Here is a 14,428-nt window from a genome sequence, read left to right as displayed (position 1 = left end):
CGGACCGCTGGATCCAGGGCGACCTCGACTTCTTCAAGAAGGGTTGGGTCGCCCGCGACCTCGACTTCGCTCAGCCCCTACTCAGCACGAACGGTTCTACTTCAACGAACCCGGCTCTAGCCGACGTTTGGAGCCCCCGTCCCCACGACCCGTTCGATCCGCGCGGCCTGGTCCGGGCAGACGAGGCCGCGGCTCTCCATCCAGGCGTCTGAGAAGCAGGTGGACGCGTACCGCTCGCCGGGATCGCACAACAGGGAAACGATCGAGCCCTGCTCGCCGCGTGCCGCCATCTCCTCGATCAGGGTGAGGCAGGCAAAAAGGTTGGTGCCGGTGGATGGACCGCAGCGACGGCCCAGCACGGCCGAGAGCTGGCGGGCGGCGCCGAAGCTTGCCGCATCGGGCACGGCGATCATCCGGTCGATGACGTTCAGCACGAACGACGGCTCGACGCGAGGGCGGCCGATCCCCTCGACCAGCGTCATCGGCCCTTCCCAGGCGGTAACGCTGCGATCGGCAAAATAGCGGTGGAACACCGATCCCTCCGGATCGGCGACGCACAGCCGGGTCGCATGGCCGCGATATCGCAGATAGCGGCCGATGGTGGCGGAGGTGCCGCCCGTGCCGGCACCGCACACGATCCAGGTCGGGATCGGATGCGCCTCCAGTGCCATTTGCGCAAAGATCGACTCGGCGATGTTGTTGTTGCCGCGCCAGTCGGTCGCCCGCTCGGCATAGGTGAACTGGTCGAGATAATGGCCGCCGGTCTCGGCCGCGATCCGCTCGGCTTCTGCATAGACGGTGCGCGGGTCGGCGACCTTGTGGCAGCGGCCGCCGAGATGCTCGATCGCCGCGATCTTTTCGGGTGAGGTCGACTGCGGCAGCACCGCCACGAACGGCAGCCCGAGCAGCCGGGCGAAATAGGCCTCCGACACCGCGGTCGATCCGGACGACGCTTCCACGACCGTGGTACCGGCATCGATCCAGCCGTTGCACAGCGCATGCAGGAACAGCGAGCGGGCGAGCCGGTGCTTGAGGCTGCCGGTCGGGTGGCTCGACTCGTCCTTCAGGTACAGGCGCACGCCGCCCGCAGCCGCCGACAGCGGCACCTCGATCAGGTGGGTGTCGGCCGAGCGGCGCTGCTCCGCCGTCAGCCTGGCGATCGCGTCTGCCACCCACGCCCGGTTTCCTGCGCCAGATGCGGCCGGATGGACCCCGGCGGGCTCTCGATCGTTACGCAGCACGGGAGGATCCTTCTGGTGGCACGAAGACGTGCGCGCTCGTCGCGCAACCCTTGGGGCAGGTCAATGCCGAGCCCGGCCCGCGCGTGCCATCGCCGGCGGGTGACTTGCCAGCTCCGCCCCGATACACCGTCCGCGTGAACGCGGTCCGCTGCATCCTTCTGGCTCATCGCCGTTCGGCCGCGTGGCTGCTCGCGGTGGCGCTGCTGATGCGCATCCTGATCCCGACCGGCTATATGCTCGCGGTCTCGCCCGCCGGAACCCCGACCTTCGTGATGTGCTCGGGCTATGGTCCGCTGCTGCCGACGCCGATGCACGGCATGGGCCATGGCGAAGCGGGCGACCATGCCGCCATGCAGGGGCATGGCGACAAGCCTGACCAGCAGCATGATGCGGCAAAGGAACTGCCCTGCGCCTTTGCAGGCATCGCCGCCGCCTCGCTCGCCGCGACCGACCCGCTGCTGCTGGCGATCGCGCTGTTCTTCATCCTGGCGGCCGCGTTCCGGCTGCCGGTGCGACTGCCCGTCGCCGCCAGCCCATTCCTGCGCCCGCCGCTGAGGGGGCCGCCCGCCACCGCCTGATCCATCCTCACTCACTTGGGCGCGCCTGCGGTGCGCCGGATCAGGAAGTTCTTCATGCATCTATTCCGAACTGCCGCCTGTGCGGCGTTCGCTGCTGCGGCCTGTCCGGCAGCAGCGCAGTCAGTCGCTCCGTCTGCCGATCCGTTGGTGACGCCGGCGCGGGTAAACGCACCCGCTACCGACACCAGCTTCACCGTCGGGTCGGTGGTCGTCACCGGCACGCGCCTGCCCCGCTCGAGCGACGCGGTGCTCACCTCGGTGGATGTGCTGGGCGGCGACCTCGCCCAGCGGCAGAGCGTCGACAACACATGGGAGCTGTTCGCGCGGCTGCCCGGCGTCACCCTCACCGACTTCAACCAGGGCAATACCTCGGGCCGGTTCTCGATCCGCGGGTTCAACGGCGAGGGGGAGATCAACGCCGTCAAGCTGCTGATCGACGGCATCCCCAGCAACGCCAACGATGGCGGCATGGTGTTCATCGACTCGGTCATGCCGCTGGACATCGCCGCGGTGGAGCTGGTGCGCGGAACCGCGGACCCGCGCTATGGGCTGCACAACATCGCGGGCAACGCCAACATCCTCACTCGTATCGGCGGCAGCTACCTGGATGCCAAGGCACTGGCAGGCGCGTTCGGAACCTATGAGGGACAGGTTTCCGCCGGCGTGGAGCGCGGCGGGTTCAGCCAGAACTATTTCGTCGGCTATCGCGACACCGACGGCTTTCGCGACCACGCCGACCTGCGCCGGGCGAACGTGGCCGGCAAATGGTTCTACGACTTCGGCAGCGCCCGCATCGGTGCGATCGCCCGCTATTCGACCGCAAAGGCCGAGGAGCCCGGCTACCTGACCGCCGCCGACAATGCGGACGATCGCTCCACCTCCTATTCCGTGTCCGAAACCGACGGCGGCAAGCGCCGGCTCGGCCAGTACAGCCTCCACCTGGATGCCGATGTCGCGTCCGACCTGAGCCTCAGCGCCAAGGGCTATGTCACCACCCAGTTCGACGATCGCTATGTCCGCTTCTCTGCCAATGTCGCGCAGCAGCGGCGGCTGACGGAAGAGACGCAAGTTGGCGGCCTGCTGACGCTGCGGTACCGGCCCGAGGTCGCCTTCCTTCACGACCTCCAGATCGAAGCGGGCGGCGACGTGCAGGTGCAGGACAACCAGAGCCGCCGCTGGCTCACCGATCGGCGGGTGCTGACGCGGCAGACCCGCGACCAGGATTTCGACCTCACCGTCTATGGCGGTTATGTGCAGGCGGTGATCGAGCCGACCGCATGGCTGAAGATCACTCCGGCGTGGCGGTTCGACCGGGTGTCGGGCAGCCTCGACGATCGTCTGGCCGACGCGCGTTACGCGATCAACGACTATGGCACGATCAGCCAGCCCAAGCTCAGCGTCGCGGTGACCCCGATCGACGGGCTGACGGCCTATGCGAACTATGGCCGCACATTCCAGATCGGCGCCGGATCGGGCGCCTACAAGGTGCCGCCGCGCACCAGCGACCTGGCTCCGTCGATCAACACCGGTTGGGAGGCGGGCGTGAAATATGTCCGCGGCAGCTGGCTGGAAGGGCGCGTCGCGCTGTGGCGCCAGACCGCGACCGGCGAGATCAAGCGTCGGTTGAACGACCCCAACGGCGACTTCGACAATCTGGGCGAGACTCGGCGACAGGGCATCGATGTGCAGCTGAACCTCACCCCGGTGCCCGGGGTGAGCCTGTGGGGCGCCTATTCCTATCAGCATGCGCGCATCCGCACGCCCGACCCCGCCACGCCGTCGCAGGCCGGGAACTGGATCGACCATGTCCCGCAAAATCTGTTCTCGGGCGGACTGGACTTGGTGCCGGCGGCGCGCTGGCGGGTATCGCTGTGGGGCAATGGCCAGTCGTCTTACGAACTCACCCCTGCCAACGATCGCGGCCGCTTCGGCGACTATGTCGTCGTTACTGGAGAAGTCGCGTTCGAGTTGACGCCGCGGGTGGAGCTCTCCGCGCAGGTGAAGAACCTCGGCAACGAACGTTATGAGTATGTCTGGTGGGACGGCACGGAGCTGCTCCACGCCCCGGCCGATCCGCGCGCGGTCTATGGCGCCGTGCGGGTGCGGTTGTGATGGACGCGCAGGTGGCAACATCGGCACCAGCCAGCGGCGGGCTCTACCGCGCGATGTGGCGGTGGCACTTCTATGCCGGGCTCCTGGTGCTGCCTTTCCTCAGCTGGCTGGCGATCACCGGCGGGCTCTATCTGTACAAGCCTGAGCTGGAACGGCTGATCTACCCCAGGCTCGTGGCGGTGGAGCCGGCGGGCGCGCCGCTTCCCCTGTCCACGATCCTGGAACAGGTGCGGCGCGAAACCGGCGGCACCGTCGCGGAGGTCGATCGCCCTGCCCGTCCGGACCAGAGCTGGCGGCTGCTGGTCACCACGGCCGAAGGTGGAGCAAAAACCGCCTGGGTCGACCCCTACAAAGGCACGGTGCTGGGACTGACACGCAAGGGCGGCGTGCTGCAGACCGTTCGCGACCTCCACAGCCTGATCCTCACCGGGCCGATCGGAAATGCGCTGATCGAGGCGGTGGGCGGCTGGGCGATCCTGCTGGTGGTGACCGGCATTTACCTGTGGTGGCCACGCGGAGGCAGCCCGGCGCTGCGCGTCCGTGGCTCGCCCCGGCGGCGGCTGTTCTGGCGGGACCTCCACGCCTCGGTCGGTATCGTCGCCGGCGCGGTGGTGCTGTTCCTGGCCGCAACGGGTATGCCGTGGACTGGCGTGTGGGGCGATGCCCTGCGCGGCGCGATCGCGAGCAACGGTGTGGGGCGGCCTGAACCTCCGCAGGTAGCGGCGAGCGCGATGCCCGGTCATGCGGGGCACAGCGGCCACGACGTCGCCGGGACCTTGCCCTGGTCCCTCCAGGAGGCGCGGATGCCGCACGGCAGCCACGGCGACATCGGCATCGATCGCGCGGTCACGCTGGCGGCGGCCGACGGCATGGCCGTGCCCTGGGTCCTGAGCCTCCCAAGCGCGCCGGGCGAACCCTATCTCTTCTCCAAGGCGATCCGCCGGGCGGAGGACGGACGCGCGCTCTATCTCGATGCCGGGACCGGGCGAGTACTGCAGGACGCGCGCTTCCCGACCTTCGGAGCGGGTGCGCAGCTGGTGGAATGGGGCATCGCGACCCACAAGGGCGAGCAATATGGCGAGCTCAACCGGTTGCTGATGCTGTTCGGCTGCATCGCCGTGGTGCTGTTGTCGATTACGGCGGCGATGATGTGGTGGAAACGCCGGGCGCCTGGAACCCTGGGTGCGCCCCAGCGGGACCCGGACCCGCGGCGGGCGCGCGCCGTGCTTGGCATGATGCTGGTCGCCGGCATCGTCTTCCCGCTTACGGGCATCACCATGTTGGTGGCGCTCGCATGCGAGTGGGTCCTCAGTCGCAGGGTCGGGCGGGAGTTGGCGGCGCGACCAGTTTTTTGAGAATCGCTCGCACTACGGGTTTACAGCAGCTGCAGGATGATTATTGAGAACCACACGCAATAGCGGAGTGGGGAACTATCATGTCTGTGTCCTTGGACAGCCGTTCGGCGGCGCTCTCCTCCTTGTTCGTGCCGGCTGGCGTCACGATGCCGGCAGGACGCCAGACGCGACCCACACCGATCCGGCGCGCGACGGCCAAGCAGGCGAGCCCGGCACGACTCGCATGGGTCGCGCTTACTGCCCGGGTGCTTGCGGCTACCGTCGGCAACTATGCCGTCACGACGCTTCTCACCGCGTTGCTGGCGCGCATCCTCCCGACGACCGCGGCTGAGGGAAGCATGACGGCAACCCTGCTCTCGCTGGCGATCTTTCCCACGCTTGTGCTGACGAGTTTTGCGGTGCGCTCGCCGTGGCGCCTTTGGGCCTGGATGCTGGCCACCAGCTTCGTGCTCGGCGGCGGCGTGTGGCTGTCGCTTGCGTCCGGCGGTCGCCTGTGAAGGAAGGCTTTCGCCAGTGCATGGCCTGGCTCCATACCTGGACGGGCCTGTTGCTGGGATGGTTGTTGTTTGCGGTGTTTGCGACCGGCACCACCGCCTATTTCCAGGACGAGATCACGCGCTGGATGCGGCCGGAAGTCGCAGGCCAGCCCTCGATCGTCCGATCCGCCGAAGGCGCGATGCGCTGGCTCGGCGAGCAGGCGCCAAATGCGCGCAGCTGGTACATCACCCTTCCCAGCGCGCGCGGCGCCGAAACGACCGTCTTCTGGGTCCCCGCTGAGAAGGAATCGGGTCCCGGCAAGCGCAGCGGTCGCCGCGGCGGCCACGGCCGGCGCGACACCCAGGCGGTGCTGGACGGCGACGGCAACAAGGTCGCGGCTCGCGACACGCGCGGCGGCACGTTCCTGTACCGCTTCCACTTCGACCTGCACTACATGCCCGTGATCTGGGCACGCTATCTGGTCGGCCTCGCGGCGATGTTCATGCTCGTTGGGATCCTGTCCGGCATCATCACCCACAAGAAGATCTTTGCCGACTTCTTCCTGCTCCGCTTCGGCAAGGGGCAGCGCAGCTGGCTCGACGCGCATAACGTGACCGCGGTGACGGCGCTGCCGTTCCACCTGATGATCACCTACACCGGGCTGGTGACGCTCGCCGTGCTGTACATGCCCTGGGGGGTTGCCGCGAACTATGCCCAGCCGACCAGCTACTACCAGCAGTTGTGGGGCGACCAGCAGCCGCCGGAGCCGTCGGGAATCGCCGCCCCGATGGCGCCAGTCGCGCCGATGGTGGCCGAGGCGCGCCGGCGCTGGAACGGCGCGGACGTGGGCGTGATCACCGTCGCCAATCCGGGCGACAGCACCGCGACCGTGACGCTGCTGCGCGCTATGGGCGGCGCGATCGCCACCCGCGGCCCCAACATCGTCTTTTCGGGCGCGAGCGGAAAGCTGCTCTCCGCCAGCCCGGAGCGTGCTGGTGCGGCCCTTACCGAAAGCGTGATGGTCGGCCTGCATGCCGGACGCTATGCAGACCTGGGGCTGCGCTGGTTCTACTTCCTGTCGGGCGTGGGCGGCACGATCATGGTCGCGAGCGGCCTGGTGCTGTGGACCGTCAAGCGCCGGGCAAAGCTGCCCGACCCGTCCCGCCCCCACTTCGGCTTTCGCCTGGTCGAGCGGCTCAACATCGCCACCATCGGCGGACTGATGGCCGGGATCGCGACCTATTTCCTCGCCAACCGGCTGCTGCCGTTGCAGATGTCGGAGCGGGCGGAGTGGGAGATCCACTCGATGTTCATCGTCTGGGGCGCGTCGCTCGTCTGGGCGCTTGCGCGACCGGCGCGGCGGGCCTGGATCGAGGTACTGGGGGCCGGCGCGGTGCTCTACGCGGCCATTCCGATGGTGAACGCGATCACGACGCCGCGCAACCCGATCGCGAGCCTGGCGGCCGGCGACTGGCTGTTTCCGACCTTTGACCTGGTGATGCTTGCGACGGCGGCGACGCTGGGCTGGAGCGCACGCAAGGTCCATCGCCACGCCACCAAGCCGCCGCAGCAGCGCGCCCCGCGCGCCAAGGAGCTCGCGCTGGCATGATCCACCTCCTGCTTTTCCTCGTCGCGCTGCTGAGCTTCGGCGCGCTGATGGCCGGCCTGCCCCGCCATCAGGGTCCGCTGCTCCACCGGATGCTGCCAATCCAGCCAAGCAAGCGGCTGCGCGTCGTCGGGTGGATCGGCCTGGCGCTTGGCTATGGGCTGGCGATGCTGGCGTTCGGCGGGGGATATGGGACGCTGGTATGGCTGGGTGCCTGCACCCTCGGGCTGCTCGCCGTCATCCTGCTTCTTGCGTTTCGCACCCAGGCTCGACGCCATCCGCGCTGAGCCGGGGGCGGCGAAATGACACGCCGATGACGCTGAGATGACGCAGGCGCGTCGGTTCCAAGACTCCCGTCGTCATCCTTCTGCAAAGGCGTTGTAGCCTTGTGCGGCTAGGCGTTGCTGCGGCCCGACGATGGGAGTTCGCAACATGCCGCGCACCGCACTCGCCCCTGCCCTCAAGTCCCTTCCCGACTGGATCTCCGAACCGGAATCCTACACGCCCGAAGTGCCCCGCCGGGCATTCCGCACGGTGTTCGTCTCCGACGTGCACCTCGGCACCTCGGGCAGCAGCGCGCGGGCGTTGGTCGAGTTCCTGCGCGGTGTCGAGTGCGAAACGCTGTACCTGGTGGGCGACATCGTCGACGGCTGGCAGATCCGCAAGGGTTGGTACTGGCCGGCAAGCCACAATGACGTGGTGCGCACCATCCTGAAGCTCGCGCGCCGTGGCACGCGCGTGGTGTACCTGCCCGGCAATCATGACGAGGCGTTCCGCGACTATGTCGGGCTGGAGTTCGGCGGCGTCGAGCTGCTGGACGAGGAGGTGCACGTCACCGCCGACGGGCGCAGGCTGCTGGTGCTGCACGGCGACAAGTTCGACGGCGTGGTGCTCTATGCCCGCTGGCTCGCCTTTCTGGGGGACCATGCCTATACGCTGCTGCTGAAGGCGAACACGGTCTGGAACGCGGTTCGGCGGCGGATGGGCCTGCCCTATTGGTCGCTCTCCGCCTATGCCAAGCACCGGGTCAAGAACGCGGTGAGCTTCATCTCCCGCTTCGAAGAGGCGGTCGCCCACGCCGCCGCGGAGCGCGGGGTCGACGGCGTGGTGTGCGGCCACATCCACACCGCAGAGATCCGCCAGATCGGCGACATCACCTACTACAACGACGGCGATTGGGTGGAGAGTTGCACCGCGCTGGTGGAGCATGCCGACGGCCGCATGGAGTTGCTGCACTGGCATGCCGAAGTAGCCGCTGCCGCCGAGGCGGCGCGCGTGCGGGTCCTGGCATGAGGATCGCGATCATTTCCGACGCGGGTGCGCCGCAGGTGAACGGCGTGGTGCGCACGCTGGCGGCAACCGTCGCCGAGCTGACCGGGCGGGGTCACGAGGTGGAGTTGGTGACGCCGGAGGGGTTCGTCACCTGGGCCTGTCCCGGCTATAGCGAGATCCGCCTGGCGTTCGGCCAGTCCTGGGCGGTTGCGCACCGGCTCGAGCGATTTCGCCCGCAGGCGGTGCATATCGCCACCGAGGGGCCGCTCGGCTGGGCAGCACGGCGCTGGTGCCTGGATCGCGGGCAGCGCTTTACCACCTCCTTCCATACCAACTTTCCCGATTATCTGGCGCTGCGCACGCACCTGCCCGCACGCTGCTTCTGGCCGGCGATCCGCCGATTCCATCGGCCGTCCCGCGGTGTGCTGGCGGCAACCCCAACCGTCGCTGCCAAGCTCGCAAGCCATGGCATCTCGCACACCCGGCCGTGGTCGCGCGGGGTGGACCGGGCGGTGTTCCGGCCGGACGGCCCGCGCCTGGCGATCGACGCGGGGGCCGGACCGGTGATGCTGCACGTCGGGCGCGTCGCGGTGGAGAAGAACCTGGAGGCGTTCCTGGCGCTGGACGTGCCGGGCACCAAGCTGGTGGTCGGAGACGGCCCCGCACGTGCCATGCTGCAGGCCCGCTACCCGCAAGCGCGCTTCCTGGGCACGCTGCACGGGCAGGAACTCGCCGCCGCCTATCGCACCGCCGACGTGCTGGCGTTCCCCAGCCGCACCGACACCTTCGGCCTGGTGATGATCGAGGCGCTTGCCTGCGGGACGCCGGTCGCCGGCTATCCGGTGGAGGGCCCGGTCGACATCATCGGGCCGAACGGCACGGGCAAGGGCGACCGGCGGATCGGCGCGCTCCATACCGACCTTGCCGTCGCGATCGGCACTGCCCTTACCGCCCGCCCGGCGGATTGTGCGGCAGAGGGCGCGGCGTATGGCTGGGAGCGCTGCACCGACCAGTTCGTGGCGCACCTGGCTGCCGATCCGGATGCGATGGCCGGCTGACCGGTCGGAGCCGCGACACCGCTGACCAAAGCGCTTGGCGGCGGCCGCCTGCTTGGGCACAAGAGCGGCATGGCTCAGGATCAACAGCATCGCCGCAGGCCGGCGCTGTTCGGCGCGGCGTTTGCGCTGCTTCTCACCACCGCGGCAAGCGGGAGCGCGCAAGAGGTCCGTTCGGTCTTTGCCGGCGCCGACCCTTCCGCCATGGTGTCCGGCGGCAAGCTGTGGATCTACCCGACCGGCGGCGACGGGCTGCAGGCCTGGTCCTCGGCCGACCGCCGACACTGGCGAAAGCACCCGCTCCTGCGCCTCAAGGACATCCGCTGGGCAAAGGCCGATGACGCTCCGGTGCATTTCCTGTGGGCGCCGGACATGGTCGTCGACCGCGGGCGCTATTATTTCTACTATTCGATCGGGCCGCAGAACCCGACGCCCAGCCGTCTGGGCGTCGCCGTCTGCGCCGGACCCGCTGGTCCCTGCACCGACAGCGGCAAGCCGCTTCTGACCGGCGGCAATGGCTTTGAAGCGATCGATCCCACCGTGTTCGTCGATCCCAGATCGGGCCGGCGACTGCTCTACGCAGGCGGCAGTGCGGGAGCGAAGTTGCGCGTGTTCGAACTGAAGCCCGACATGGTGACGATTGATCGGGAAATTGCCGTGGCGCAGCCGCCCAACTTCACCGAGGGCGCGTTCATGCACGAGCGCAACGGCACCTATTATCTCTCATACAGCCACGGACGCTGGAACCGCTCCGACTATTCGGTCCACTACGCCATTGCCTCTTCGCCGACTGGACCCTGGAAGTATCAGGGTGCTATCCTGGCGGCGGATGCCAAGTACAAGGGGCCGGGGCACCACAGCTTCGTGCGCGATCCAAAGACCGGGCACTGGCTGATCGTCTACCACCGCTGGGAAGGGCAGAAGGGCGACGGGCCCTATGACGGCGAGCGCCGGGTCGCCATCCAGCGCATCCGCTATGACGCAGCTGGCCGGATCGCGCCCATCCGGATGACCGATTGATCGCCGGCCACGATTTCTGCCCGGGCGTCTTGCAGGAAGCGCCCGATCCGGCGATGCGGGCCCGTCCTCCCTTACGCCCGGAGAAGCCCTTGTCCCGCGCAATCCCCCGTTCGATCGCTGCCCTGGCGCTCGCACTTCTGTCCACCACCGCGGCTGCGCAGACCGCTGCACCCAGCTATCAGCCGCGCGAGAGTTTTGCGCCCTTCGACATGGGGCAGCCGGCAGGACGAGTGCGATCGGCGAACGGTCTGCCCGGGCCCGATTATTGGCAGAACCGCGCCGACTACCGCATCCGCGCGACGCTGGATGCCAAGGCCAAGACGATCACCGGCAGCGTCGAGATCGACTATAGCAACAACAGCCCCGATGCGCTGGACGTGCTGTGGCTGCAGCTCGACCAAAATCTGTACACGGTCGGATCGCGCGGCGGGCTCTCGCACGGCGGGGTCCCGGCGGGGAACAGCGAGGGCATTACGCTGGAGGCGGTCTCCGTCACGGTCGATGGCCGCACGACCGCGATCCGGCCGCTCGTGTCGGATACGCGCGCGCAGCTTCGCCTCGCGCAGCCGCTCGCGGCCGGCGGCAAGGCGGTGATCCAGATCCGCTATCGCTATGTCGTCCCGGCCGAAGCCTATGGTGGGCGAACGGGCTGGCTGACGTCGAAGAACGGCGGCGACATCTTCTCGGTCGCGCAATGGTATCCGCGCATGGCGGTGTACGATGACCTGCGCGGCTGGGACACGCTGCCCTATCTCGCGCAGGAGTTCTACCTGGAGTATGGGGACTTCGACTATTGGCTGACGGTCCCGGCCGACATGCTGGTCGCGGGGTCGGGCGCGTTGCAGAACCCGCAGGAAGTGCTGACGCCCACCCAGGTAAGCCGCCTTGCCAAGGCACAGGCGAGCGATACGACGGTGATGATCCGCAGCCCCGACGAGGTGCGCGATCCCGCGAGCCGGCCCAAGCGGAGCGGCACGCTCACCTGGCATTATCGGATGGAGAATACGCGCGACGTGGCGTTCAGCGCCTCCACCGCGTTCGCCTGGGATGCGGCGCGCATGAACCTGCCGGGCGGCAAAAGCGCGCTCGCCATGTCATTCTACCCGCCCGAGAGCCAGGGACGCGATCGCTGGGGCCGATCGACCGAGTATCTGAAGGACTCGGTCGAGCGCTTTTCGGCCAAGTGGTTCCCCTACCCCTGGCCGGCGGCGGTCAACGTCGCCGGGCCGGCCGCCGGCATGGAATATCCGGGCATCGTGTTTGACGGTATCGAGGATGCCGGCAAGACGCTGTTCTGGATCACCGCGCACGAGATCGGCCACAGCTGGTTCCCGATGATCGTCGGCTTCGACGAGCGGCGCGACGCGTGGATGGACGAGGGCTTCAACACCTTCATCGACGTCTATCAGTCGGACGCGTTCAACCGCGGCGAATATGCGCCCAAGCGCGACGGCGAATATGCACCGGGCGGCGGCAATCCGGTCGACGAGATCCTGCCGGTGCTCGCCGATCCCGACGCGCCGCCGATCCTGTCGCGCTCGGACACGGTGATCGAGAAGTGGCGCCACCCGGTGACCTACTTCAAGTCGGCGCTCGGGCTGGTTTTGCTGCGCGAGCAGATCCTCGGGCCGGAACGCTTCGATCCGGCCTTTCGCCGCTTCACCGCCGCCTGGGCGTTCAAGCACCCCAAGCCCGCCGACTTCTTCCGTGCGATGGAGAGCGACGCCGGCGAGGACCTGTCCTGGTGGTGGAACGGCTGGTACGCGAACAACTGGCAGATGGACCTGGCGGTGACCGGGATCGCGCCGTTCCCCGCCGGTCAGGGCACAGGCTCGGTGGTGACGGTGGAAGCGCGCGACAAGCTCGTGATGCCGACGACGCTGCGCGTCCGCTTCGCCGACGGCAGCCGACGCGACATCCGGCTGCCGGCGGAGACCTGGATCCGGCAGGCAAGCACCGAAGTACCTGTCGCGGGCGCATCGCAAGTGGTGGCAGCGGAGCTCGATCCCGACCACAAGCTGCCGGACAAGGACCGGAGCAACAATGCGGTGGGCGCGCGGTGACCCGGGTTGTCGATGTGGCGACGGCAGCGGCCTAGCCAAACTCGCAGCTACCGTCAGGTTGCAGCCTGTGCGGAAAGCGGACTGCGCCACACGCTCGTACCCGGGTGCAGGCGAGGCCTAGCCAAAGGCGCAACAGCCACCCCAGAGCCTACCGGGTCCCTGCGGAGGCAGGGATCCAGGGCCAAGCAGAACAACCATTTGCGGGGTGTGGCGCCCTGGGCTCCCGCCTACGCGGGAGCACGAAAAGGGTAGTTTCGCAGAGATCTCGCCTGCGCCCGAGTACGGGCTATGCGGGGCAGCGTTGAGCGCGAGCGGTGCAGCGGAACGTAAACGCTTACGCTGGCGCTCATCCTGAAACCGGCAGCGGACTGTACCGTGGCGGCCAGCAGCAGCGGTAGGCTGCAGCATGCGTCCGCTGCCATGCTTTCCTATCGCCTCCACGAAGACAGGCACTCGGCCATACCAAAAAGGCCCGCCGGCGCATTGCCGGCGGGCCTTTGTCATTCCCTCACACGCCGATCAGAGATCGTCGTCGCCGTCGTCGGCATCGGGACCGGTCATCATTTCCTCGGCGACCTTCTCGGTGCGCGCGCGGATGGCGCGCTCCAGGCGTTCGCGGAGTTCGTCATTCTCCTTGAGGAAGGTCTTGGCGTTCTCACGCCCCTGGCCGATGCGAACCGAGTCGTAGCTGAACCAGGCGCCGGCCTTTTCCACCAGCCCGGCCTTCACGCCCAGGTCGAGGATCTCGCCGATCTTGGAGATGCCCTCGCCGTACATGATGTCGAACTCGACCTGCTTGAACGGCGGTGCGACCTTGTTCTTCACCACCTTCACGCGGGTTGCGTTGCCGATGATGTCGTCGCGATCCTTGATCTGGCCGGTGCGGCGGATGTCGAGGCGGACCGAGGCGTAGAACTTGAGCGCGTTACCGCCCGTCGTCGTCTCCGGATTGCCGTACATCACGCCGATCTTCATGCGCAGCTGGTTGATGAAGATCACCATGCAGCGCGAGCGGCTGATCGAGCCGGTGAGCTTGCGCAAGCTCTGCGACATCAGGCGTGCCTGAAGGCCGACGTGGCTGTCGCCCATCTCGCCCTCGATCTCCGCGCGCGGCACCAGTGCCGCCACCGAGTCCACCACCAGCACGTCGATTGCGTTCGACCGCACCAGCGTGTCGGTGATCTCGAGCGCCTGCTCGCCGGTGTCCGGCTGCGAGACGATCAGTTCGTCGATGTTGACGCCCAGCTTCTTGGCATAGACGGGATCGAGCGCATGCTCGGCGTCGACAAAGGCAGCGGTGCCGCCGTTCTTCTGCGCCTCGGCAATGACGTGGAGCGCAAGCGTCGTCTTGCCCGAGCTTTCCGGGCCGTACACCTCGATCACACGGCCGCGCGGCAGGCCGCCGACGCCAAGCGCGATGTCGAGACCCAGCGACCCGGTCGAGATCGCCTCGACCTGCATCGCTTCCTTCTGGCCCAGCTTCATCGCCGAACCCTTGCCGAATGCGCGATCGATCTGCGCCAGCGCTGCGTCGAGCGCCTTCTGCCGCTCGCCCGCAGCCTTGTCGTTGGTCGCTGCCATCTTGCTGTCGATCACCTTGAGGTTTGCCGCCATTCGTGGCCTCCATCGCTAGAGCAACCGCGCGAGCC

Annotated in this window: 12 protein-coding genes; 10 read left to right on the top strand and 2 right to left on the bottom strand. The window is 68.0% G+C overall.

Going from position 1 to position 14,428, the window contains the following annotated elements; all coding sequences use genetic code 11:
• Positions 1 to 116 precede the first annotated feature (116 nt).
• A complete protein-coding gene (locus LK533_RS08980) occupies positions 117 to 1,172 on the bottom strand; it encodes a PLP-dependent cysteine synthase family protein (protein ID WP_229362449.1) in 1,056 nt (351 codons plus the stop codon).
• Between the two features lie 203 nt (positions 1,173 to 1,375).
• On the opposite strand from LK533_RS08980, the gene LK533_RS08975 reads away from it, so the two are divergent.
• The 10 genes from LK533_RS08975 (at position 1,376) to LK533_RS08930 (ending at position 12,779) form a co-directional block, all read left to right on the top strand.
• A complete protein-coding gene (locus LK533_RS08975) occupies positions 1,376 to 1,819 on the top strand; it encodes a DUF2946 family protein (RefSeq protein ID WP_229362448.1) in 444 nt (147 codons plus the stop codon).
• 54 nt (positions 1,820 to 1,873) lie between these two features.
• The gene (locus LK533_RS08970; protein WP_229362447.1) at positions 1,874 to 3,931 is read left to right on the top strand and encodes a TonB-dependent receptor; all 2,058 of its coding nucleotides are present in this window, start codon (positions 1,874 to 1,876) and stop codon (positions 3,929 to 3,931) included.
• Positions 3,932 to 3,942: 11 nt separating this feature from the next.
• Positions 3,943 to 5,286 carry a PepSY-associated TM helix domain-containing protein gene (locus tag LK533_RS08965; RefSeq protein WP_229362446.1) on the top strand — a complete coding sequence of 448 codons (1,344 nt, stop codon included), beginning with the start codon at positions 3,943 to 3,945 and terminating at the stop codon, positions 5,284 to 5,286.
• 80 nt (positions 5,287 to 5,366) lie between these two features.
• Entirely contained in the window at positions 5,367 to 5,783 is a 417-nt protein-coding gene (locus LK533_RS08960; RefSeq protein ID WP_229362445.1) for a hypothetical protein, read from the top strand.
• A 20-nt stretch (positions 5,784 to 5,803) separates the two neighbouring features.
• A complete protein-coding gene (locus LK533_RS08955) occupies positions 5,804 to 7,372 on the top strand; it encodes a PepSY-associated TM helix domain-containing protein (RefSeq protein WP_229362444.1) in 1,569 nt (522 codons plus the stop codon).
• Positions 7,369 to 7,656 (top strand): DUF3325 domain-containing protein, encoded by a 288-nt coding sequence (locus tag LK533_RS08950; RefSeq protein WP_229362443.1) that lies wholly within the window; start codon positions 7,369 to 7,371, stop codon positions 7,654 to 7,656. Before LK533_RS08955 ends, LK533_RS08950 begins: the two co-directional genes overlap by 4 nt.
• Positions 7,657 to 7,801: 145 nt before the next feature.
• A complete protein-coding gene (locus LK533_RS08945; protein WP_229362442.1) occupies positions 7,802 to 8,662 on the top strand; it encodes a UDP-2,3-diacylglucosamine diphosphatase in 861 nt (286 codons plus the stop codon).
• Positions 8,659 to 9,699, top strand: a complete 1,041-nt coding sequence (locus tag LK533_RS08940; RefSeq protein ID WP_229362441.1) for a glycosyltransferase family 4 protein — start codon at positions 8,659 to 8,661, stop codon at positions 9,697 to 9,699. The genes LK533_RS08945 and LK533_RS08940 overlap by 4 nt, the downstream gene beginning before the upstream one ends.
• Before the next feature lie 69 nt (positions 9,700 to 9,768).
• Positions 9,769 to 10,716, top strand: a complete 948-nt coding sequence (locus LK533_RS08935; protein WP_229362440.1) for a family 43 glycosylhydrolase — start codon at positions 9,769 to 9,771, stop codon at positions 10,714 to 10,716.
• Positions 10,717 to 10,805: 89 nt separating this feature from the next.
• Entirely contained in the window at positions 10,806 to 12,779 is a 1,974-nt protein-coding gene (locus LK533_RS08930) for a M1 family metallopeptidase (RefSeq protein ID WP_229362439.1), read from the top strand.
• Positions 12,780 to 13,298: 519 nt separating this feature from the next.
• On the opposite strand, the gene recA is transcribed toward LK533_RS08930, so the two are convergent.
• Entirely contained in the window at positions 13,299 to 14,393 is a 1,095-nt protein-coding gene (recA, locus tag LK533_RS08925) for a recombinase RecA (protein ID WP_324255274.1), read from the bottom strand.
• Between the last annotated feature and the right edge of the window lie 35 nt (positions 14,394 to 14,428).

Origin of the sequence: Sphingomonas sp. PL-96 (genome assembly GCF_020707215.1) — a bacterium.
Classification (GTDB): domain Bacteria; phylum Pseudomonadota; class Alphaproteobacteria; order Sphingomonadales; family Sphingomonadaceae; genus Sphingomonas.
Note: the sequence above shows the minus strand (reverse complement) of the source record. Positions and strands in the feature narration are given on the sequence as shown.

Excerpts from the sequence above, each read along its gene's own strand:
- recA (WP_324255274.1), bottom strand. The coding sequence starts at position 14,393 with ATGGCGGCAAACCTCAAGGTGATCGACAGCAAGATGGCAGCGACCAAC.
- LK533_RS08945 (WP_229362442.1), top strand. The coding sequence starts at position 7,802 with ATGCCGCGCACCGCACTCGCCCCTGCCCTCAAGTCCCTTCCCGACTGG.
- LK533_RS08935 (WP_229362440.1), top strand. The coding sequence starts at position 9,769 with ATGGCTCAGGATCAACAGCATCGCCGCAGGCCGGCGCTGTTCGGCGCG.
- LK533_RS08950 (WP_229362443.1), top strand. The coding sequence starts at position 7,369 with ATGATCCACCTCCTGCTTTTCCTCGTCGCGCTGCTGAGCTTCGGCGCG.
- LK533_RS08960 (WP_229362445.1), top strand. The coding sequence starts at position 5,367 with ATGTCTGTGTCCTTGGACAGCCGTTCGGCGGCGCTCTCCTCCTTGTTC.
- LK533_RS08970 (WP_229362447.1), top strand. The coding sequence starts at position 1,874 with ATGCATCTATTCCGAACTGCCGCCTGTGCGGCGTTCGCTGCTGCGGCC.
- LK533_RS08955 (WP_229362444.1), top strand. The coding sequence starts at position 5,804 with ATGGCCTGGCTCCATACCTGGACGGGCCTGTTGCTGGGATGGTTGTTG.
- LK533_RS08940 (WP_229362441.1), top strand. The coding sequence starts at position 8,659 with ATGAGGATCGCGATCATTTCCGACGCGGGTGCGCCGCAGGTGAACGGC.